We start from the raw sequence: 20,203 nt of genomic DNA on the forward strand, positions 1-20,203 counted from the left end.
CATGAACCGTCGTCCCTTCCTGCGCGGCACGCTGCTCGCCGCGCTTGCCGGCCTGGCCGCGTCGCTGGCGGTCGCGCAGGCTTACCCGAACAAGCCGATCAACCTGATCGTGCCCAACCCGCCCGGCGGGCTGGTGGACACCTCGGCGCGCATCGTCGCGGATTCGCTCGGCAAGGTGCTGGGGCAGAACGTCGTGGTGGACAACCGCGGCGGCGGCAGCGGCAACGTGGCCTATGGCTTCGTCGCGCGCGCGCCGGCCGACGGCTACACGCTGCTGACCTCCTACTCCGCGTACCACGTGGGCAACCCCGCCCTGATGCCGAAGCTGCCCTGGGCGCAGAAGGACTTCACGCCCATCGCGCTCGTCACGGTCGCGACCAACGTCATCGCCGCGCATCCTTCCGTGCCCGCCGGCACGCTGCAGGAATTCATCGCGCACCTGAAGAAGAACCCCGGCCGCCTCAGCTACGCATCGCAGGGCAACGGCTCCGTCTCGCACATCGGCACCGAGATGTTCAAGGCGCAGACCGGCACCCGCATGGTCCACATCCCCTATCGCGGCTCCGGCCCGGCGATGCAGGACGTGCTGAGCGGCCAGGTCCAGGTGTTCATGACGACGCCGCCTTCGGTGATGGGTCACGTGCAGCAGGGCAAGCTCAAGGCCTTCGCGGTCACCGGCGCGCAGCGCCACCCGGGCCTGCCGAACGTGCCGACCACGGCGGAAGCAGGACTCAAGGGCTTCGAGCTGGAGTCGTGGGTGGCGATCTTCGCGCCCGCCGGCACGCCGCCCGAGGTCGTGAACCGCCTCGCGGCCGGCATCAAGCAGGGCCTGGAAACGCCGGAAGCGAAGGCGCGCGCCGACGGCGCCGGCATCGAGATCCGCTACCTGCCGCCCGCCGCGCTGGACGCCATGGTCAAGCGCGAGACCGAGTTCTGGGCCAGGACGATCAAGGCCGCCGGCATCACCGCCGACTGAGCGCCCCGCTCACGGCAGCGTGAAGGAAAAGCGCGCCCCTTCGCCGGGACGCGCCTCGGCGGAGATGCGGCCGCCGTGCAGCGTCACGATGCGGTGCACCGCGGCGAGCCCCACGCCGGTGCCGGGGAAGTCCGTCGCGTCGTGCATGCGCCGGAAGGGCTGGAACAGGCCCTCGGCCAGGCCGGCGTCGAAGCCGTCCCCGTCGTCCGCCACGAAGAAGCCGCCGCCGCGCTCGGGGGTTTCGCGCCCGAAGCGGATGTGCGCGAGCGGCCGGCGCGAAGTGAACTTCCACGCGTTGCCGAGCAGGTTCTCCAGCACCTGCCGCAGGAGCGCCGGATCGCCGGTGGCGGTGAGGCCGGGCTCGACCGCCGATTCCACCTGCCTCGCCGGGTCCGCTTCCCGCAGTTGCGCCAGCACGTCCTGCGCGATCGCGCTCAGGTCCAGCGCTTCCTTGCGCAGCGGCACGCGCGTGAGCCGCCCCAGGTCGAGCAGCGACGTGGTGATCTGCTGCATGCGGCGCGCGTTGGCCTGGATGCGCTGCAGGTAGTGCAGCGGCCTGCCTTCGCCGCCGCCGCGCACGGCGGGTTCCAGCGCATCCGCGAACCCCTCGATCGCCGCGAGCGGCGCCCGCACGTCGTGGGCGACGGCATACGAGAAGGTCTCCAGGTCCTGGTAGGCCTGCTGCAGCTGCGTCGTGCGCTCGCGCACCTGCTGCTCCAGTCCGGCGTTCAGCGCCTCCACTTCGCGGCGCGACTGGCTGAGGGCGATCGCGCCGCGCACGCTGTCGGCATGCAGGCGTGACAGCAGCAGGTAGGCGGCGAGCAGGGCGCCCGTCCCGAGGGCGAACACGCTCAGCAGGCGCAGGCGCCGGTCGCGGAAGGCCGCCAGCGCGTCGTGCCGCGAAGTCGCGACCCGCACGCCGAGGCCGGCGTCCGCCAGCGTGCGCGCGGCGACCAGGTGCGGCTGCCCGTCCACGAGCACGGTGTCGCCGGCGGGCCGCAGCAATCCCGCGAGCGCCGCGAAGCCGCCCTCCGCCTCCACGGCGCCTGCGCCGGAGCGCCAGGCCGCGCGGGCCTGCCCGTCGCTGCCGGCGAGCAGGACCGCCGTGTCGTCGGTGAGTTCCACCGACTGCATGATGCCGAGCAGCGTGCGCACCGGCGTGAAGGCCACCGCCAGCGCCAGCCGCTCGCGCGCGTCGTTCTCCAGCGGCAGTGCCAGGGGCACGTGCAGCGCACCGGCCGCGGGCAGCGGGCGCAGCACGGCCAGCTGGCCGCCGGGCGGCGTGGCCGCGCCGAGCGCGGCGCAGGTGGTGGGCGACAGCCGAGCGATGGAGGCGGGTGCGTCGAGGACGGACCCGTCGGGCAGGCACAGGCCAAGCCCCGAGAACGCGTCGTTCGCCTGCAGCCGGTCGGCCAGGCGTTGCTGCAGCATGTCGCGGCTGGCCCCGGCGGCGAGCTGGTCGCCCAGCAGCCGGTGCACGGCGAGCGCGTTGCGCAGCACCCTGCGCACGTAGTGTTCGACCGCGATCGCCAGGTTGGCGTCGCGCTGGGCCACGGTCCCCAGCGCCAGCCGGCGCTCGTGGGCGGTGTGTTCCGCGAACGCGGCCCATCCGAGCACGGCGAGCAGCAGGAACACGATGCGCAGGGCCAGCCGCCACTGGCGCGCGCCGCGGCGCAGCCGGCTCTCGTCGGCGTCAGGTTCCATGGCGCCCGGCCTGCTGCGGCGCCGGCATGGCCGTTCCTATTCCACCTTGGCGCCGGAGAACTTCACGATCTTCTCCCACTTCTCCGTCTCGGCCCGGTGCAGCGCCCAGAACTGTTCGGGCGTCCCGCCGATCGGCACCCCGCCGAGGTCGGCCAGCTTGGCCTTCATGGCGGGGTCCGCCAGCGCGGCGTTGATCTCGCGGTTCAGCCGCGCGACGACGGCCGGCGGCGTGCCCTTGGGCGCGGCTGCGCCGAACCACGCGCTGGCCTCGTAGCCGGGCACCGTCTCGGCGACGGTGGGCGTGTCGGGCAGCGCGGGTGAACGCTGCGCGCTCGTGACCGCCAGCGCGCGCAGGTTGCCGCCGCGGATGTGCCCGATGATCGAGGGCATGTTGTCGAACAGCACGTCGACCTGGCCGGGGATCAGGTCGACGATCGCCGGGCCGGCGCCCTTGTACGGGATGTGCTTCATGTCCACGCCGGTCATGAACTTGAACAGCTCGCCCGACAGGTGCACCGACGTGCCCGAGCCCGAGGAGGCCATGTTGATCTTGCCCGGGTTCTTCTTGCCGTACTCGATGAACTCGGCGACGTTCTTCGCCGGGAAGTTCTTCGTCACCGTCATCACGTTCGGCACGCGGATGATGCCGCCGACCGGCACCAGGTCTTCCAGGAAGTTGAAGGGCAGCTTCGGGTACAGCGTCGCGTTGATCGCGTTGGCGGGGTTGACCAGGTGGATGGTGTAGCCGTCGGGTGGCGCCTTGGCGGCCATCTCGGTGCCGATGTTGTTGCCGCCGCCGGGCTTGTTGTCCACCACCACCTGCTGGCCCAGGCGCTGCGACAGCCACGTGGCCATCAGGCGCGCCAGCAGGTCCGTGGTGCCGCCCGGCGGGTAGGGCACGATCCAGCGGATCGGCCGGTTCGGGTAGTCCGGCTGCGCGGAGGCCGGCACGGCGAGGAAGCTGGCAAGCAGGACGAGTCCGGAGACGAACGTTGGCAGCAGACGCATGGTGGCTCCTGTGGTGGCTGTCCCCGGCCACGTTACAGGCGCCGCCCGCCGCCTCCCATAGGGTATTCCGGTAGCTTCAGGTCACCGGCGCCGGATTGAAGAGCACCAGGGCGTTGTGCAGCTTCCATTTCTCCGCCCAGGTCTTCCTGCGGCCGCTGGCCACGTCGAGCATCAGGTGGAACAGCTCCCAGCCCACGTCCTCGATGGTGGCCTGGCCGTCGGCGATCTTGCCGGCGTTGACGTCCATCAGGTCGTGCCAGCGGCGCGCCAGGTCGCTGCGCGTCGCCACCTTGATCACCGGCACTTCGGCCAGCCCGTAGGGCGTGCCGCGTCCGGTGGTGAACACGTGCAGGTTCATGCCGGCCGCCAGCTGCAGCGTGCCGCAGATGAAGTCGCTGGCCGGCGTCGCCGCGTAGGTCAGGCCTTTCTGGCGCAGCTTCTCGCCGGGCGCCAGCACGCCCGTGATGGGCGCGGAGCCGGACTTGACGATGGAGCCCATGGCCTTCTCGACGATGTTGGACAAGCCGCCCTTCTTGTTGCCGGGGCTGGTGTTGGCGCTGCGGTCCACGGCGCCGCGCTTGAGGTACGCGTCGTACCAGGCCATCTCGCGGATCATCGCTTCGGCGATCTCGGGCGAGGCCGCGCGCGAGGTGAGCTGGTCCACGCCGTCGCGCACCTCGGTCGTCTCGGAGAACATCACGCTGGCGCCGGCGCGCACCAGCAGGTCGGCGCAGAAGCCCACCGCCGGATTGGCCGTGACGCCGGAGAAGGCATCGCTGCCGCCGCACTGCACGCCCACCACCAGTTCGCTGGCCGGCACCGTCTCGCGCCGGCGCGCGTCCAGCCGCTTCAGGTGCTGGTCGGCCTGCCGCATGATCGAGTCGACCATCGACATGAAGCCGACGTGCGCGTCGTCCTGCAGGCACACCACGTCCAGCTGCGCCTCGGCGCCGCGTTCGTCCACCACCGGGATGGTGCCGGGCGGCATCAGCCTTTCCGGCTGCAGCTTCTCGCACCCCAGGCTCACCATCATCAGCTCGCCGCCGAAGTTGGGGTTGAGGCTCAGGTTGCGCAGCGTGCGGATCGGGATCGCGGCGTCCGGCGCGTCGATCGCCACGCCGCAGCCGTAGCCGTGCTCCAGCGCGACCACGTCGTCGACGTTGGGGTAGCGGGGCAGCAGCTCGGACTTGATCCGCTGCACGGCGAACTCGGTCACGCCGGCCACGCACTGCACGGTCTGCGTGATGGCCAGGATGTTGCGCGTGCCGACCGAGCCGTCGGCGTTGCGGTAGCCCTCGAAGGTGTAGCCCTCCAGCGGCGGCAGCGCGCGCCGTGGCGCATTGGCGATCGGCAGGTTGTCCAGCCCGCGCGCATCGGGCATGCGCAGCAGGCGCTCGTGCACCCAGCTGCCGGCCGGGATGTCGTTCACGGCATAGCCGATCGTCACGTCGTAGCGCCGCACGGCGCTGCCCGCGGGCAGGTCGGCGAGGGCGACCTTGTGTCCCTGCGGCACCTTGTCGCGCAGCACCAGGCCGGACGGCAGGCGCGTGCCGGCGGGCAGTCCGCCGTCGTTGGCGACGATGGCCACGTTGTCGGCCGGGTGCATGAGGATGGTGAGGGGTTCGGTCATGGCGGGCGGGGAAGGTCGGCCCCGATTATCCCGCGCCCCCGGCATGCCTCACACGAGCAGGGCCACCCCGAAGATCCCGATCATCATGAAGGCCAGCACGAACTTGGCGAGCATGCCCGCCATGAGGCCGAGCCAGGTGGCGATGCCCACGCGCACCGCCTTGTTCTGGTCGCGCCGCGCCAGGTACTCGCCGGCCGCGGCGCCCACCAGCGGCATGAACAGCACGCCGACGATGCCCATGAAGATGCCCGCGACCGTGCCGATGGCGGCGCCGATGATCGCCTGCCGGCTGGCGCCGGCGCGCTTTGCGCCGAGCATCGCGGCGACGTAGTCCATCGCCCAGGCGATCACCGCCAGCACCGTGACGGCGGCCACGGCGAACCAGCCGACCCGCGTGAAATCGTCGATCCAGGCGCCGAGGACGATGCCGGCCAGCACCAGGATGGTCCCGGGCAGCGCGGGCAGCACGATGCCGGCCAGGCCGACCAGGATGAGGGCGATGCTGAGGAGCCAGAGCAGGGAATCGGTCACGGTGTCCTTTCGCGCAGGGCGGCTCAGGATAGCGGACCCAGTCGGCGCCGTGCGCGGCCCCGGGCAGGGTCGCACCCGAGGCGCGCCGCGGCCGGCTGCGGCTAGCATGCCCCGCACGGCCGCGATGGCCGCAGGCACCGACCTTTCCAGGAGACATCCCATGCATCGTCGCAGCATCCTCGCCGGCGTGGCCGCCGTCCTCGCCGCCGGCTCCGTGCTGGCGCAGGCCCCGTGGCCCGCCAAGCCCATCACCTACGTCGTGCCGTTCGGCGCCGGCGGCACCACCGACGTGCTGGCCCGGCTGGTGACGCAGAAGGCCGGCCCCGCGCTGGGCACCACCTTCGTGATCGAGAACAAGCCGGGCGCCGGCGGCAGCATGGGTTCGGACTTCACGGCCAAGGCCGCGCCGGACGGGTACACGATCCAGGGCGGCACGATCAGCTCGCATGCGATCAACGCGAGCCTCTATGCCAAGCTGCCGTACGACCCCATCAAGAACTTCCAGCCGATCACCATGATCGGGTCCATGCCCAACATCCTGGTGGTGCGGGCGGAGAGCCCGTACAAGACGGTGCAGGACGTGATCGCCGCCGCCAAGGCGAAGCCGGGTTCCGTGAACTACGCGTCCTCCGGCAACGGCACCTCGCAGCACCTGTCCGGCGTGTTCTTCGAGCAGATGACCGGCGGCAAGATGGTCCACGTGCCGTACAAGAGCAGCGCCGAGTCGCTGCAGGCCCTGCTGTCGGGGCAGGGCGCCGACATCATCTTCGAGAACCTCGCGCCCGCCATGCCGCACATCAAGGCCGGCAAGCTGCGGGCGCTGGGCGTCACCTCCGCCAGGCGCTCCTCCGCCGTGCCCGAGGTGCCGGCGATCGCCGAAACGCTGCCCGGCTTCGACGTGGTGTCCTGGCAGGCCATCTTCGCGCCCGCCGGCGTGCCCAAGCCCATCGTCGACCGCCTCTCGGCGGAGATGATCAAGGCGGTGAACGACCCCGAGGTCAAGGGCAAGCTGGTGGCGCAGGGCATCGAACCCGGCGGCATGAGCCCGGCGGAACTCGCCGCCTTCCAGAAGGAAGAGCTCGACAAGTGGGCCCGCGTGATCAAGGCCGGCAACATCAAGGTGGAGTGACGCCAAGAAAGGAGCCCGCGCGAGGCGGGCTCAAACTTTGTCGCTAGCGGCACGCTTCAGGGTTGCCAAGCGTGCAGGAGCGAATCTAGGCGAGTGCGGTGCTCATCCGGGTGGCTTACGTAGCCGCCCGTTGCCGCGGGGCATCACACCATCCACCGCGGGGACGCGTTGCCTTCGCCGTCCAGCTTGACCGGCACGGCCGGCAGTTCCGGCTCGGCTTCCGGCTCCGCTTCCGCAGGTTGGCGGCTCGGGATGGCCTCGGTCCAGGTCTGCACGTCCTCGGGCGTCATCGTGCTGGCCGGGGTGAGGCGTCCATCGACGTAGCCCAGGCGTTCGACGTCGTGCAGGTACTGTTCGCGCGACAGCAGCGTGCCGGCGCAGATGTGCGCGTCGATCGCCGGAGGCTCGCGGTTCTCGTCGGCCAGCTTCAGCAGCAGGCGGTCCATCACCCATTGCGGGATGCGGTGCCGTTCGCCGGGGTAGATGAAGCCGAACAGCGACAGGTGCGCGAGCAGCACGCGCCAGTGCGGCCCGAAGCGCTCCACCAGCTTCTTCCAGTCGATGCGCTCGGCATTGGCCTGGATCAGGTGCGCGACGTCGGCGCCGTCGTAGCGCTCGCGTTCCATGATGAAGGCCTTGGACACCAGCCCGTCTTCCATGTTGGCGATGCACACCGGCACGCCCAGGATCTCGGCCTGCGCGTTGTCCTCGAACCAGCGCCCGTCCACCGGCGTGAGGCCGTTGCCCGAGTTGAAGATCAGGTCGATGAAGTCCTCGCCGGCATAGACCTTGGCCAGCCAGTGCGGGTACGGCATCTCGGAACGCCACCCCTCCGCGTCCGTCAGGGCCACGATGCGCTCGTAGTCCTCGCGGCGGATGAAGAGGTCCAGGTCCTTGGTCGAACGGCGGATGCCCGTGTAGCAGGCATGCGCGAACGCGCCGCCCACCAGGAAGGGCACGCCGGCATCGGTCAGCACCTGCAGCGCGCGGCGGTAGAACGCCGCGGTGTCCGGCGCGACTTCGTCCTCGAGGGACGGGGCGAGATGGGCGGAGGATGACATGCGTTGCAGGTTACGGAGCGCCACCCGGCCCGCGCGTCGCCCGGGATGCCTAAAGAAGAGGAGACGGCGCCTCGCCCGGCGTCAGCGCGGGACTACACCCGCCGGTGCTGGCTGGACGATACGGACGGCCGCGTTCGCGTGCACCATCGGCAGCCATGGCCAAATCCGCGAGTACCGTCCGCTTCGCCGTCGTCGGCGACATCCACGTCACCAAGGACGCCGCCGGCCGGCTGCGCCCGTTCTTCGCGCAGGCGTCCGAGGCCGCCGACGCGCTGCTGCTGTGCGGCGACCTCACCGACTACGGCACGGCCGAAGAGGCGCACGTGCTGGCCGACGAACTGGCGTCCGTCTCGGTGCCCATCGTCGCCGTGCTGGGCAACCACGACTACGAGTCGGGCACGCCGGAAGTCGTGGTGGAGACGCTCACCCGCGCCGGCGTGCGCGTGCTCGACGGCGAGGCCTGCGAGATCGAGGGCGTCGGCATCGCGGGCGCCAAGGGCTTCGCCGGCGGCTTCGGCCGCGGGTCGCTGGGCGCCTGGGGCGAAGCCGTCATCAAGCAGTTCGTCCAGGAGGCGCTGCACGAGGCCATGAAGCTGGAGGCGGCGCTGGCCAAGCTGCGCACGCCGCATCGCATCGCCCTGCTGCACTATTCGCCGATCGCCGGGACGATCGAGGGCGAGCCGCGCGAGATCTTCCCCTTCCTCGGCAGCAGCCGGCTGGAGGAGCCGCTGCTGCGCTATCCCGTCGATGCGATCTTCCACGGACATGCGCACCGCGGGACGCTGGAAGGCAAGACGATCAACGGGGTGCCGGTCTTCAACGTGGCCAAGCCGCTGCTGCAGCGCAGCCGGCCGGACCAGCCGCCTTTCCACCTGTACGAAGTGCCGCGCGAGGTGACCGCCGGGGTCTAGCGCAGCGGCCTGGCCGTCGTCCCCGGCGACGCGCACATTCCGTATCCCGCTCGACCATGCACGGACGGTGTGGTTGGCGTTAGCATGCGCCCCTTCCCATCACGGGGCGGCGCAAGCCGCGGTGCCATGACACAGCCGTCCTCTCCAGGTTCGCAGGTGTCCGCAACGGAGGTTCGCGCACGCGGCCCGGCTGGGCCGGCCGCCGTCCTGGGCACCGGCTCGGCCGTGATGCTGATCATCGGCGTCGTCGTCGGCGCGGGGATCTTCAAGGCGCCCTCGATGGTGGCCGGCATGACGGGAAGCGTCGAGTGGATGTTCGGGGCCTGGGTGCTCGGCGGCGTGATCTCGCTCATCGGCGCCCTTTGCTACGCCGAGCTCACCACGACCTGGCCGCACGCGGGCGGCGACTACCACTTCCTGCGGCGCGCCTACGGCCCCACGGTGTCCTTCCTGTTCGCCTGGGCCCGCTTCTCGGTCATCGCCACCGGCTCCATCGCGCTCCTGGCCTTCGTGTTCGGCGACTACATGCAGCAGGTGCTGCCGCTCGGCACGTGGGGACCGTCGCTGTGGGCGGCGATCGCCGTGCTGGCGCTCTGGGGGGTGAACGCGCGCGGCATCCTCGCCGGGACCTCCACCCAGAGCTGGTTGACGACGCTGGAGGTGGGCGGCCTGGTGTTGCTGGTCGCGGCGGCGCTGTGGCTGCTGGGCGCGAGCACGCCGGCCGCGCCGGTGGCCGCACCGCCGGCGGCGACGCCCAGCCTGGGCGCCTTCGGCCTGGCGATGGTGTTCGTCCTCCTCACCTACGGCGGCTGGAACGAGGCCGCGTACATCAGCTCCGAGATGCGCACGCAACGCGACATCGTGCGCGCGCTGGTCTGGTCGATCTTGCTCATCACCGCCCTGTACCTGCTGGTGAACTGGGCCTACCTGCGCGGCCTGGGCTTCGCCGGCATGGCCAGGTCGGAGGCCGTGGCGGCCGACCTGATGCGCGCGGCCTTCGGCAACACGGGCGACAAGCTGATCTCGGTGCTGGTGGCCGTCGCGGCGATCACGTCCATGAACGCGACGATGATCGTCGGCGCGCGCACCCACTACGCCGTCGGCCGCGACTGGCCGGCGCTGCGGACGCTGGCGCTTTGGGACGGGCAGCGGGGCACGCCGGTGCACGGCATGCGGCTGCAGAACGTCACGGCGCTGCTGCTGGTGGCGCTCGGCGCCGCGACCGGCGGCGGCTTCCGCGCGATGGTGGAGTTCACCGCGCCCGTGTTCTGGCTGTTCTTCCTGCTCACCGGCGTGGCGCTCATCGTGCTGCGCCGGCGCGAGCCGGACCGCGAGCGGCCGTTCCGCGTGCCGCTCTACCCGCTGCTGCCGCTGGTCTTCTGCGCCACCTGCGCATACATGCTCTGGTCCAGCCTCTCCTACGTCTACAGCCAGTCGCTCGGGGGCTTCAACGCGGCCTGGATCGGGGTGGCGGTGCTGGCGCTGGGCTTCGTCCTGCTGGCCGTGGTGCGCGCGCGCTCCGCGGCCCCCGCCGTCTCTCCCGCTGCGCTCTGAAAGGAAGGTCCTCCATGCAGAACCGACGCGAGCTCCTGGCCTGGAGCGGATCCCTCTTGCTGCTGCCGTACGCGGCGGCCCAGACGAAGCGCCCCGCGCTCGACGTGCCCTACGTGCCCACCCCGCCGGAGGTGGTGGCCAAGATGCTCGAGATGGGCGCGGTCGCCAAGGGCGACGTGCTGTACGACCTGGGCTGCGGCGACGGCCGCATCGTCATCACGGCGGCCAAGCAGCACGGCGCGCGCGGCGTCGGCATCGACATCGACCCGGAGCGCATCAAGGAAGCCCGCGAGAACGCCCGCAAGGAGGGCGTGACGAAGCAGGTGCAGTTCCGCGTGGGCGACCTGTTCAAGAGCGACTTCTCCAGGGCGACGGTCGTCACGCTGTACCTGCTGCCGGTGATCAACCAGAAGCTGCGGCCGCAGCTGTGGCGCCAGCTGAAGGTGGGCACGCGCGTCGTGTCGCACGAGTTCGACATGGGCGACGAGTGGCCGCCGGAGCGCGTCGAGAAGGTGGACAACCGCCGCATCCTCTCCTGGACCATCAAGCCGGAGCACAAGCAGGCCTGAGCGCGCGCGGCCGGGCGAGAATGCAGGCATGAGCCCGAACGCCGACCTCGCCCGCGCCTTCGCCCCCACCGGCCGCCTGCGCGCCTCCATCAACACCGGCAACCCGATCCTCGCCGCGCCCGACGGCGCCGGCGGCGCACGCGGCGTGTCCGTCGACCTGGCGCGCGGCTGGGCCGAGCGGCTGGGCGTGCCCCTGGAGCTCGTCGTCTTCGACACCGCCGGCAAGTCCGTGGACGCCGTCACGAACGAACAGGCGGACATCGGCTTCTTCGCGATCGACCCGAAGCGCGGGGAGGGCATCCGCTTCACCGGTCCGTACGTGCTCATCGAAGGCTGCTACGCCGTGCGCGACGGCTCGCCGCTGCGAGCGAACGAGGAAGTGGACCGCGCCGGGACGAAGGTCGTGGTCGGCCAGGGCAGCGCCTACGACCTGTACCTGTCGCGCGAGCTGAAGCAGGCGACGATCCTGCGCGCGCCCAGTTCACCGGAGGTGGTGGAGTTCTTCCTGGCGCAGGACGCCGACGTGGCCGCGGGGGTGAAGCAGCAACTGGAGGCCGACGCGGCCGGGCGGGGCCTGCGCCTCCTGCCCGGGCGCTTCATGGTGATCCAGCAGGCGATGGGCTGCCCGCGCAGCCGCGGCGACGCCGCCGCGGCCGCGCTGCGGGCCTACGTCGAGGAGATGAAGCGCACCGGCTTCGTCGCGCAGGCGCTGGCGCGGCACGGGATCGCCGGCGCGGGCGTGGCGCCCGCCACGCCCTGAGGCGGACGACGGGTCGCCCGCGCCGGGAGGCCCGTCAGTCCGCCTTGAACCCGGTCGCCTTCACGGCCTTGCCCCAGGTGGCCGTGTCGGCGGCGATGATGCGCGTGAACTCCTCGCGCGTGGTGCCGGTCACGCGGAAGCCCGCTTCCTCCAGCTTCTGGCGCCCATCGGCCGAACGCACCGCCTTCAGGATGTCGGCCTGCAGGCGCGCCAGCACCTCCGGCGGGGTCTTCGCGGGCGCGACGACGCCGAACCAGGAGCTGAACTCCAGCGTGTTGTAGCCCTGTTCCTTCATCGTCGGGACTTCGGGGAGGGCGCCGGCGCGCACCGGGCCGGTCGTGCCCAGGGCCACCAGCTTGCCGCCCTTCACGTTGGGCGCCGCCAGGCCCACGCTGGCGAACACGGCATGGGTGTCGCCGCTGAACATGCCGGCGAGCGCGTCGCCGGTGCTCTTGAAGTGCACGGGCTCGGGCTGGAGGCCGACCGCTTCGCCGAACATGTAGGCGCCGAAGTGCCCCGGCGTGCCCGCGCCGAAGGTGGCCACGAAGAGCCCCTTCTGCTGCTTCGACCATGCCACGAAGTCCTTGACGTTGCGGGCCGGCACCTTTTGCGGATTCACCAGCAGCGCGAAATCGGCGCTGACCACCTGCGACACCGGCGCGAAATCGCGCGCGGGGTCGTAGGGCAGCTTGTTGTAGCTGCTGGGCGCGATGCTCAGCTGGCCGGTCTCGCCCAGCATCAGCGTGTAGCCGTCGGCAGCCGCGCGCGCGGCTTCGCTCGCCGCGATGAGCCCGCCGGCACCCGGCTTGTTGTCGACGACGACGCCGACGTTGCCCCAGCCTTCGGACAGCTTCTGGGCCAGCAGGCGGGCGACGATGTCGGGGCCGGTGCCGGCCGGGAAGCCGACGATCAGGCGCACCGGGCGGTTCGGGTAGGCGCCGGTCTGCGACCAGGCCTGCGGCGCGAGCGCGGCGGCGCACAGGCCGGCGATCAGCGTGCGGCGCACGATGCGGAGGGACGGGCGGGAGCGGTTCATGGAGAGGGTTCCTTTGTCTCGGTTCGGGTTTCTGGAAGGGATTCAGTCCGGCACCTGGATGTCGTCGCCGTAGGGCTCGAGGCTCTGGCCCACGCCGGTGGTCCAGGCGCGGGCGATCGCCGCCGCGTCCCAGCCGCCTTCGCGCAGCGCGATGCGCGCCTCGGCCGGGTGCGACCAGAGCGAGAGCTTGTCGCCGCCGATGCCGATGCACTGGCCGCTGACGTCGGCCGCGTGGCGGGAGGCGAGGAACACCAGCAGCGGCGCCACGTCCTCGGGCGTGCCCAGCCCGAGGCCTTGACGCACCTTGGCGGGCAGGGGCTCGCCGCGGGCGACGGCGTCGGCCAGCGGCGCCAGCGCGGGGATGCTCGCGACCATGGGCGTCATCGCCACCGGGACGATCGCATTGACGGTGATGTTCGAGCGCGCGCACTCCAGCGCCCAGGTGCGCGCCATGGCCGCGATGCCGGCCTTGGCCGCGGCGTAGTTGCCCTGGCCGAACTTGCCGCGCTGGCCGGAAATGGAGCTGACCAGCACGACCCGGCCACCCTGGGCCTGTGCGCGCATCTGCCGCACGGCGGCGCGGGCGCAGGTGAAGGTGCCGCGCAGGTGCGTCTGCACGACGGCGTCGAACTCCTCGTCCGACATGTTCCACAGCACGCGGTCGCGCAGGATGCCTGCATTGGTGCACATCAGGTCGAGCCGCCCGAAGCTGTCCACGGCGCGTGCCACCAGGCGGTCCGCGGCCTGGGCGGTTCCGACCGCGACGGCTTCCGCCACCGCGCGCCCGCCTTCCGAGACGATGCCTTCGGCGGCGCGTTGCGCAGCGTCGGCATCCACGTCGTTGACGACCACCGCGGCGCCGGCGCCGGCGAGCGCCCGGGCAAAGGCGAGGCCCAGCCCCCGTCCGCTGCCGGTGACGATCGCGACCTGGCCGGAGAGGTCGATGCGGTCTTCGTTCATGCCTGTTCCTCCATCAGCGGCCGGTGTAGCGCGGCTCGCGCTTTTCCATGAAGGCGCGCGGGCCTTCGCGCGCATCTTCGGAAGCCATCACGATGCGCTTGGCCCCGTCCTCGAGGACGAAGCCCTGTTCCAGCGGCACGCCGCTGGTGGTCCGTACCGTGCGCTTGACGGCCTGGACCGCGACCGGGCCGTTGGCGGCGATGCGCCGCGCCAGGTCCAGCGCCTTGGCCATCACGTCGGATGCCGCCACCACGTGGTTCACCAGGCCGATGCGGTGGGCCTCCGCCGCGCCGATCGGCTCGCCGACGAGAAGCAGCTCCATCGCCAGCGCATGCGGCACCTGCCGCGGCAGCCGCACCAGGGATCCGGCGAACGGGATCACGGCGCGCCGCACTTCCGGCCAGCCGAAGATGGCGGTGTCGGCCGCGACGCGGATGTCCGTGCCCAGCGCCATCTCCATGCCACCCGCCAGGCAGGCGCCGTTGATGGCGGCAACCAGCGGCTTGTCGATGGGGAACTCGCGCAGCGAGGAGGCCGCCATCACGAAGGGTTCGTCCAGCACGCGGCGGTCCCAGGCGTCGGCCGGGGCGCGGTCGCCGCTCAGGAGCGGCAGCATGGTGCCCAGGTCGCCGCCGGCGCAGAACGCCTTCTCACCCGCACCCGTGACGATGCCCACGCGCAGCGCGGGATCCTCGACGAAATCGCGCACGGCGTCGGCCAGGCGGCAGACGAGTTCCGGCGTCAGCGCGTTGCGGGCCGCGGGCCGGTTGAGCGTGAAGGTGGCGATCGGCCCGTCCTTCGTGTAGAGCAGCGGAAGCGCGCCGTCGTTCATGCCCGTTCCTTCAGTTCGGCCAGCAGCCGGTCGCGCAGCTCGAATTTGCGGACCTTCCCGCTCGGCGTGAGCGGATAGTCCGTGACGAAGCGGACGTACTTCGGCAGCTTGTGGCGGGCCATGTGGGCGCGGCAATACGATTCCACCGTGGCGGCGTCCAGCGCGTGGCCTTCGCGGCACTGGATGAAGGCCGCCGACTCCTCGCCCATGTAGGCGTCGGGGATGCCCACCACCTGCGCCTGCTGGATGGCGGGATGCCGCATGAGGAAGCTCTCCACTTCCGCCGGGTAGACGTTCTCGCCGCCGCGGATGATCATGTCCTTGATGCGGCCGACGATGCGGATGTAGCCCCCGGCGTCCATGGTGGCGAGGTCGCCGCTGTGCAGCCAGCCCTGCGCGTCGATCGCTTCGGCGGTCTTCTCCGGCATGCGGTAGTAGCCCTTCATCACGCCGAAGCCGCGCACCAGCAGCTCGCCCGGCTGCCCGTGCGGGACGGCCACGCCCGCGGCGTCGACGATTTTCACCTCCACGTGCGGCAGCGGCTTGCCCACGGTGGCGGACTTCAGCTCGAAGCTGTCGGAGGAGGGCGTGCCCGTCACCATCGGGCTGGCCTCGGTCATGCCGAAGCCGATGACCGGGTCGGCGCCGAAGCGTGCCTTGACCTGTTCCAGCACCGGCACCGGGATCGGCGTGCCGCCGGAGAGCACGAGCCGCAGGCTGGCGGTGTCGAACTCCGCCGCGCGCGGGTGCTGCAGCATCGCAATCAGCATCGTGGGGACGCCGTGCAGGATGGTGGCGCGCTCCGCCTGCACCAGCTCCAGCAGCTTCAGCGGCTCAAACTGGATCGCCTTGACCAGCGTGCCGCCGTGCGCGAGCAGGCCCAGCACGTCGAGCACGTTGCCCGCCGTGTGGAAGAAGGGCATGGCGGTGACCATGCGGTCGCCGGCGCGGAAGCCGGCACGGAATCCGAAAAGCCGCGCGTTGTTGAGGCTGCCACGGTGCGTGATCATGGCGCCTTTGGGAGCGCCGGTGGTGCCGCTGGTGAACTGGATCTGCGAGACGTCGTCCGGTCGCACCGCGGCTTGCCGGGCGCGCAAGGTGCTTTCCGGCACGCCGTCGCCAGCACGCACCACGGCATCGAAGCCAGGGAGGCCGCCGCCGGCGCCGAGCAGGACGGTATGGCGCAGCGCGGGGAAGTCCTTGCTGGCCACCGGCAGCAGCGACTGCGCATCGGCTCCCGCGAGTTCCGGAACCAGTCCGCGCAGCGTCTCCAGGTAGGCGTTGCCGCGGTGTTCGGCCTGCAGGAACAGCGTGTGGACTTCGGCCTGCCGCAGCAGGTAGCCGAGCTCCTCGCGCCGGGAGTTGGTGTTGACGGTGACGAGGACCGCGCCGACGCGCGGGACGGCCAGCTCGAGCAGCAGCCATTCGGGCACGTTCGTGGCCAGCACGGCGACCTTGTCGCCCGCCTGCACGCCGAGCGCCAGCAGCCCGCGCGCCAGCGCATCGACCCGGTCGCGCAATGCACGGAAGCTCAGCCGCAGGTCGAGTCCGTGTTCCGGATAGCGGTAGACCACCGCGTCCTGATCGCCGAAACGGTCCGCCTGCCGGTCGAGCAACTCGCCGACCGTGATGTCGAGCAACGCGTGCCCCTCGGTCTCCGCATCCCAGAAGGATGCATCCTTTCGTACTGCCATGCCGGTCCTGTTCGGGCGCGCAGGGTCCTGCGGCGCGACGGCGACTGTACTGTCGGGGACCCCGCCGCCTTGTCCTCCCAGAGGAGGACAGCCGCGCGGGTTGTCGTCTTCTGGGAGGACAGTCGCGCCGCGAACGGCGATCTACATTGGCCGCGCATCACCCAGAACAGGAGACACGAATGCGCGCATCCCACTTGTCCACGAACGCGAGCCTGCTCGTGCTCGCGGGGCTGCTCACGGCCTGCGGCGGCGGCAGCGACCTGGTCGTCGCCCCGCCCGCCGACCCCGGCACGCCGCCGCCCGATATCCCGGTGCTCACCGCGGCGCAGTCGCAGGCCTGGTGCGAGGCGCTGCCGGCGGCGCCCGGACTGGCGAACACCACCGTCACGACCGTCTACCACCCCGATGGCACGCGCCGCGTCGGCAACGTGCCCGCGGGCGACCTCCTGCCGGGCCACTGCGTCATCGAAGGCAAGATCGACGCGCGCGTCGGCGCCGACGGCAAGAACTACCACACCGGTTTCCGCCTGAGCCTGCCGGACAACTTCAACGGCCGCTTCCTGTACCTCGGTGGCGGCGGCAACGACGGTTCCCTGGCGGACACCTCCCGCACCGCGGGCATCTCCGGTGCCACGCCTTCGCCGCTGGGACAGGGCTTCGCGGTGGTCTCCACCGATGCCGGCCACCAGGGCGGTACCGCGGCGTCGTTCGGCGCCGAGGCGCAGGCCAGGATCGACCATGCCTATGCCGCGCACGACAAGACTGCCCGGGCCGCGAAGGCGCTGATCGCCAGCCGCTACAGCAAGCCGGCGTCGTATTCCTATTTCGCCGGTTGTTCGGGCGGGGGCCGGCAGGGCATGATGTTCTCGCAGCGCTTCCCCGACTACTTCGACGGGATCATCGCCGGCGCGCCGGCCATGCGCGTGTCCAGCGGCGCCACCGTCGCGGCGATGTGGAACCACATCAAGCTCACTGCGGCCGCGCCCCTGGATGGCAACGGCGCACCCGTGCTGTCCCAGGCGCTCTCGAGCGCCGACATGAATCTGCTCGGCGACGCCATCCTTCAGCAATGCGATGCCGCCGACGGCGTCGCCGACGGGATGGTCGGCAACACCACCAGCTGCAGCTTCGACCCGGTGGTGCTGCAGTGCGCCGGCGCCAAGACCGCCACCTGCCTGACCGCGAACCAGGTGGGGGCGGTGAAGGACGTGTTCGGCGGACCGCGCAACTCCTTCGGCATCGCCTTGTACACGGGCCAGCCCTGGGACAACGGGGTACGCGCCCCCGGCTGGCGTGCATGGACGCTCGGGTCCTCGACCACCGCCACCCCGAACTCCGCCTACGTCACGCTGATGGCCGATGCGCTGCGCCACGAGTTCTTCACGCCGCCGGACCCCGGCTTCGACATCCTGGCGTTCAACTTCGACCTCGACCCGCTGCGCATGGAGGCGTTCTCGCAGGTGTACGACACCTACCGGGACACCACGCTGGCGGCCTACCGCGGCAGCGGCGGCAAGCTGATGATCGTGCATGGCATGGCAGACCCGATCTTCTCGGCGACCGAGTCACAGCGCTACTACGACCAGCTGGTGGTGAACAACGGCGGGCTGGCCGCGACGAAGCAGTTCGCGCGCGCCTTCTACGTCCCCGGCATGAACCATTGCGCCGGCGGGCCGGCCACGGACAGCTACGACGCGATCCAGGCGATGGTGGACTGGGTGGAGAAGGGCGCCGCGCCCGACCGGATCCTGGCCAAGGCCCTGCCGAACAACGCCTGGTTCCCCAGCCGCACGCGGCCGCTGTGTCCCTATCCGCAGTTCGCCAAGTACAAGGGTTCGGGCAGCATCGAGGACGCCGAGAACTTCACCTGTTCCGAGTGAGCCCGCACGGTGAATGAAAGAGGCCGCTCCGGGAGCGGCCTTTTTTCACGGGACGCTCAGTGCAGGTCGGGCAATCCGGCCACCAGGGCGAACAGCTCGCTGCGGAAGTGGATGCCGAGCCGGTCGAAGGCCCGGTTGCGGTAGGTTTTCACCGTGGTCAGCGACAGGCGAAGGTCGGAGGCGATGCCTTCGTGCGTCATGCCGCGCAGCAGGCGCGCGCAGACGTCGAGCTCGCGGGCCGTCAGGCCGGCTTCGAGCAGCGCCAGCCGCTGGCGCGCGCCCTCGACCGTCCGTTCCTCGCGCGGCACCGGAGTGAGCGCGACGTGCTTGCGCGCAAGCGCCACGAGCGCGGGTGCGACCGACTCGAAGGCACACACCTGCGCGTCGGTGAACGGGTGCTGGTGCAGGTGGCGGTAGAGGTTCAGCGCGAACAAGGCGCCGTCGGGCTCGCGTCGCACCGCGGAGATGCGCTCGGCCATGCCGTGGGCTTCGTACACCCGCACGCGGTGTTCCACCGGCACTTCACCGGCGTCGACATGGCAAAGCACGATGTCCTGGTCGCCGGCGGCTCCCTCCAGGCTCTGGTCCTGCCGGTGCGGCCCGGACAGGTAGGCGCGCCAGCATTCCCGCGTGCGGTCCGGCACGCCGCGCGTGGCCGACATGAACAGGCGGGGTTCGCGGCTGCCGATCTGGTACACCGAAAAGGAGGCGGCGGGCACCAGCGGATGCACCTGGCCCAGCAGCACGCTGGCGAAGCCGGGCTGCCCGAGTTCGTCGATCATGCAGGCCAGCGCCTGCCCGGGCGCCGCCGGCAGGCCGGGAGCGGACGCGGTCCATTTCCTCATGCCGACATCATCGGGCATCCGGCGGCCGCGCAGGCTCGGCGCTTTCCCTCATCCCGCAGGCGCATGGCGACCCGCGCGCCGTGCGTCAGTCGTGCAGCGTGCGGACCTGCCAGGCTTCCATGGCGATGGCGTACGAGCGCATGCGCGCCTCGTGGTCGTAGACCTGGGACGCGATCATGAGCTCGTCGGCGCCGGTGCGCGCGACGAAGGCTCGGAGCCCGGCCCGCACCGTCTCGGCCGATCCGATCGCGGCGCAGGACAGCACGCTCTCGAGCAGGGCCTTCTCGGCCGCTCCCAGGGACTGGCGGTACCCGGGCAGCGGCGGCGGCAGTTTCCCGGGCCGGCCGCTGCGCAGGTTCACGAACGCCTGCTGCTGCGACGTCGCGAGCAGCTGCGCCTCTTCGTCGGTCTCGGCGGCGACCACGTTGAAGCCGAGCATCACGTACGGCTTCGGCCATCGGGCCGAAGGCTTGTAGCTCGCGCGGTAGATCTCGATCGCATCCATCATCTGCTGCGGCGCGAAGTGGGAGGCGAAAGCGTAGGGCAGGCCCAGCATCGCCGCGAGCTGGGCGCCGAACAGGCTGGAGCCCAGGATCCACACCGGCACCTTCGCGCCCTGGCCGGGGACCGCACGCACCGATTGCCGCGGCTCGTCGGACATGAAGTCGATCAGCTCCAGCACGTCCCGCGGGAATTCGTCCGGATCGCTCTGCAGGTTGCGGCGCAGCGCACGGGCGGTGGCCTGGTCGGAACCGGGCGCGCGGCCCAGGCCCAGGTCGATGCGGCCCGGGAACAGCGCTTCCAGGGTGCCGAATTGCTCGGCGATCACCAGCGGTGAATGGTTGGGCAGCATGACGCCGCCGGCGCCCACGCGGATGGTTCGGGTGGCGGCCGCCACGTGGGCGATGAGCACGGCGGTGGCCGCGCTGGCGATGCCCGGCATGCCGTGGTGCTCGGCCAGCCAGTAGCGGTGGTAGCCCAGGCGCTCGGCCTGCTGCGCCAGTGCCACCGTGTTGCGGAAGGACTGGCCCGCGTCGCCGCCCTGCACGATGGGCGCGAGGTCCAGCACCGACAGGGGCACGGCCCCTTGCTTGTCTGCTTCTGTCATGCGCGCATCTTGCCG

The 20,203-nt window shown here is 71.3% G+C and carries 18 protein-coding genes; 7 read left to right on the forward strand and 11 right to left on the reverse strand.

Translation table 11 applies throughout. The features are described from left to right. The first annotated feature begins 1 nt into the window (after position 1). On the forward strand, positions 2 to 976 hold the full coding sequence (locus IM787_RS13935) for a Bug family tripartite tricarboxylate transporter substrate binding protein (protein ID WP_193677289.1): 975 nt from the start codon (positions 2 to 4) through the stop codon (positions 974 to 976). A 9-nt stretch (positions 977 to 985) separates the two neighbouring features. On the opposite strand, the gene IM787_RS13940 is transcribed toward IM787_RS13935, so the two are convergent. From IM787_RS13940 to IM787_RS13955, 4 genes are all read right to left on the reverse strand, one after another. Next, positions 986 to 2,680 (reverse strand): sensor histidine kinase, encoded by a 1,695-nt coding sequence (locus IM787_RS13940; RefSeq protein ID WP_193677290.1) that lies wholly within the window; start codon positions 2,678 to 2,680, stop codon positions 986 to 988. A gap of 36 nt (positions 2,681 to 2,716) precedes the next feature. Then, a complete protein-coding gene (locus tag IM787_RS13945; protein WP_193677291.1) occupies positions 2,717 to 3,688 on the reverse strand; it encodes a Bug family tripartite tricarboxylate transporter substrate binding protein in 972 nt (323 codons plus the stop codon). Positions 3,689 to 3,764: 76 nt separating this feature from the next. Continuing rightward, complete coding sequence (garD, locus tag IM787_RS13950) at positions 3,765 to 5,318, reverse strand: galactarate dehydratase (protein ID WP_193677292.1); 1,554 nt, start codon at positions 5,316 to 5,318, stop codon at positions 3,765 to 3,767. A 48-nt stretch (positions 5,319 to 5,366) separates the two neighbouring features. Then, a complete protein-coding gene (locus IM787_RS13955) occupies positions 5,367 to 5,849 on the reverse strand; it encodes a DUF456 domain-containing protein (RefSeq protein ID WP_193677293.1) in 483 nt (160 codons plus the stop codon). A 160-nt stretch (positions 5,850 to 6,009) separates the two neighbouring features. Here IM787_RS13955 and IM787_RS13960 point away from each other — a divergent pair, with 160 nt between their 5' ends. Next, positions 6,010 to 6,978, forward strand: a complete 969-nt coding sequence (locus IM787_RS13960; protein ID WP_193677294.1) for a Bug family tripartite tricarboxylate transporter substrate binding protein — start codon at positions 6,010 to 6,012, stop codon at positions 6,976 to 6,978. A gap of 143 nt (positions 6,979 to 7,121) precedes the next feature. Here IM787_RS13960 and IM787_RS13965 read toward each other — a convergent pair whose 3' ends face one another. Next, positions 7,122 to 8,039 carry a nucleotidyltransferase gene (locus tag IM787_RS13965; protein WP_193677295.1) on the reverse strand — a complete coding sequence of 306 codons (918 nt, stop codon included), beginning with the start codon at positions 8,037 to 8,039 and terminating at the stop codon, positions 7,122 to 7,124. A gap of 155 nt (positions 8,040 to 8,194) precedes the next feature. On the opposite strand from IM787_RS13965, the gene IM787_RS13970 reads away from it, so the two are divergent. The 4 genes from IM787_RS13970 to IM787_RS13985 all read left to right on the forward strand — a co-directional run bounded on the left by IM787_RS13970 (position 8,195) and on the right by IM787_RS13985 (position 11,833). Next, complete coding sequence (locus IM787_RS13970) at positions 8,195 to 8,950, forward strand: metallophosphoesterase family protein (RefSeq protein ID WP_193677296.1); 756 nt, start codon at positions 8,195 to 8,197, stop codon at positions 8,948 to 8,950. A 156-nt stretch (positions 8,951 to 9,106) separates the two neighbouring features. Further along, entirely contained in the window at positions 9,107 to 10,504 is a 1,398-nt protein-coding gene (locus tag IM787_RS13975) for an APC family permease (RefSeq protein WP_435531159.1), read from the forward strand. A 14-nt stretch (positions 10,505 to 10,518) separates the two neighbouring features. Next, positions 10,519 to 11,073, forward strand: coding sequence for a class I SAM-dependent methyltransferase (locus IM787_RS13980; RefSeq protein WP_193677298.1), 555 nt, complete (start codon positions 10,519 to 10,521; stop codon positions 11,071 to 11,073). Positions 11,074 to 11,101: 28 nt separating this feature from the next. Beyond that, complete coding sequence (locus tag IM787_RS13985; RefSeq protein ID WP_193677299.1) at positions 11,102 to 11,833, forward strand: ABC transporter substrate-binding protein; 732 nt, start codon at positions 11,102 to 11,104, stop codon at positions 11,831 to 11,833. A 34-nt stretch (positions 11,834 to 11,867) separates the two neighbouring features. Here the strand turns inward: IM787_RS13985 and IM787_RS13990 are convergent, their stop codons facing one another. Genes IM787_RS13990 through IM787_RS14005 form a run of 4 tightly spaced genes read right to left on the reverse strand, consistent with a single transcriptional unit; the run spans position 11,868 to position 16,355 of the window. Next, complete coding sequence (locus tag IM787_RS13990; protein WP_193677300.1) at positions 11,868 to 12,869, reverse strand: Bug family tripartite tricarboxylate transporter substrate binding protein; 1,002 nt, start codon at positions 12,867 to 12,869, stop codon at positions 11,868 to 11,870. A 42-nt stretch (positions 12,870 to 12,911) separates the two neighbouring features. After that, positions 12,912 to 13,829 carry an SDR family NAD(P)-dependent oxidoreductase gene (locus tag IM787_RS13995; protein WP_193677301.1) on the reverse strand — a complete coding sequence of 306 codons (918 nt, stop codon included), beginning with the start codon at positions 13,827 to 13,829 and terminating at the stop codon, positions 12,912 to 12,914. A gap of 13 nt (positions 13,830 to 13,842) precedes the next feature. Then, positions 13,843 to 14,661: an enoyl-CoA hydratase/isomerase family protein gene (locus IM787_RS14000; RefSeq protein WP_193677302.1), complete on the reverse strand. Its 819-nt coding sequence runs from the start codon at positions 14,659 to 14,661 to the stop codon at positions 13,843 to 13,845. After that, on the reverse strand, positions 14,658 to 16,355 hold the full coding sequence (locus IM787_RS14005; protein ID WP_193677303.1) for an AMP-binding protein: 1,698 nt from the start codon (positions 16,353 to 16,355) through the stop codon (positions 14,658 to 14,660). Before IM787_RS14005 ends, IM787_RS14000 begins: the two co-directional genes overlap by 4 nt. Positions 16,356 to 16,534: 179 nt before the next feature. On the opposite strand from IM787_RS14005, the gene IM787_RS14010 reads away from it, so the two are divergent. Beyond that, entirely contained in the window at positions 16,535 to 18,235 is a 1,701-nt protein-coding gene (locus IM787_RS14010) for a tannase/feruloyl esterase family alpha/beta hydrolase (RefSeq protein WP_193677304.1), read from the forward strand. 56 nt (positions 18,236 to 18,291) lie between these two features. Here the strand turns inward: IM787_RS14010 and IM787_RS14015 are convergent, their stop codons facing one another. Together IM787_RS14015 and IM787_RS14020 are read right to left on the reverse strand one after the other, a co-directional pair. Further along, positions 18,292 to 19,080 (reverse strand): helix-turn-helix transcriptional regulator, encoded by a 789-nt coding sequence (locus IM787_RS14015; protein ID WP_227494377.1) that lies wholly within the window; start codon positions 19,078 to 19,080, stop codon positions 18,292 to 18,294. An 85-nt stretch (positions 19,081 to 19,165) separates the two neighbouring features. Further along, positions 19,166 to 20,188: an LLM class flavin-dependent oxidoreductase gene (locus IM787_RS14020; RefSeq protein ID WP_193677305.1), complete on the reverse strand. Its 1,023-nt coding sequence runs from the start codon at positions 20,186 to 20,188 to the stop codon at positions 19,166 to 19,168. Between the last annotated feature and the right edge of the window lie 15 nt (positions 20,189 to 20,203).

Source organism: Ramlibacter pallidus (genome assembly GCF_015070875.1).
In the GTDB taxonomy this organism is placed as follows: domain Bacteria; phylum Pseudomonadota; class Gammaproteobacteria; order Burkholderiales; family Burkholderiaceae_C; genus Ramlibacter; species Ramlibacter pallidus.

What these genes read in the sequence shown, in the direction of transcription:
- IM787_RS13990 (WP_193677300.1), bottom strand. Translation starts at nt 12,869, where the DNA reads ATGAACCGCTCCCGCCCGTCCCTCCGCATCGTGCGCCGCACGCTGATC.
- IM787_RS13935 (WP_193677289.1), top strand. Translation starts at nt 2, where the DNA reads ATGAACCGTCGTCCCTTCCTGCGCGGCACGCTGCTCGCCGCGCTTGCC.
- IM787_RS14010 (WP_193677304.1), top strand. Translation starts at nt 16,535, where the DNA reads ATGCGCGCATCCCACTTGTCCACGAACGCGAGCCTGCTCGTGCTCGCG.
- garD (WP_193677292.1), bottom strand. Translation starts at nt 5,318, where the DNA reads ATGACCGAACCCCTCACCATCCTCATGCACCCGGCCGACAACGTGGCC.
- IM787_RS14005 (WP_193677303.1), bottom strand. Translation starts at nt 16,355, where the DNA reads ATGGCAGTACGAAAGGATGCATCCTTCTGGGATGCGGAGACCGAGGGG.
- IM787_RS14015 (WP_227494377.1), bottom strand. Translation starts at nt 19,080, where the DNA reads ATGAGGAAATGGACCGCGTCCGCTCCCGGCCTGCCGGCGGCGCCCGGG.
- IM787_RS13980 (WP_193677298.1), top strand. Translation starts at nt 10,519, where the DNA reads ATGCAGAACCGACGCGAGCTCCTGGCCTGGAGCGGATCCCTCTTGCTG.
- IM787_RS14000 (WP_193677302.1), bottom strand. Translation starts at nt 14,661, where the DNA reads ATGAACGACGGCGCGCTTCCGCTGCTCTACACGAAGGACGGGCCGATC.
- IM787_RS13970 (WP_193677296.1), top strand. Translation starts at nt 8,195, where the DNA reads ATGGCCAAATCCGCGAGTACCGTCCGCTTCGCCGTCGTCGGCGACATC.
- IM787_RS13995 (WP_193677301.1), bottom strand. Translation starts at nt 13,829, where the DNA reads ATGAACGAAGACCGCATCGACCTCTCCGGCCAGGTCGCGATCGTCACC.
- IM787_RS13985 (WP_193677299.1), top strand. Translation starts at nt 11,102, where the DNA reads ATGAGCCCGAACGCCGACCTCGCCCGCGCCTTCGCCCCCACCGGCCGC.
- IM787_RS13940 (WP_193677290.1), bottom strand. Translation starts at nt 2,680, where the DNA reads ATGGAACCTGACGCCGACGAGAGCCGGCTGCGCCGCGGCGCGCGCCAG.
- IM787_RS14020 (WP_193677305.1), bottom strand. Translation starts at nt 20,188, where the DNA reads ATGACAGAAGCAGACAAGCAAGGGGCCGTGCCCCTGTCGGTGCTGGAC.
- IM787_RS13945 (WP_193677291.1), bottom strand. Translation starts at nt 3,688, where the DNA reads ATGCGTCTGCTGCCAACGTTCGTCTCCGGACTCGTCCTGCTTGCCAGC.
- IM787_RS13965 (WP_193677295.1), bottom strand. Translation starts at nt 8,039, where the DNA reads ATGTCATCCTCCGCCCATCTCGCCCCGTCCCTCGAGGACGAAGTCGCG.
- IM787_RS13960 (WP_193677294.1), top strand. Translation starts at nt 6,010, where the DNA reads ATGCATCGTCGCAGCATCCTCGCCGGCGTGGCCGCCGTCCTCGCCGCC.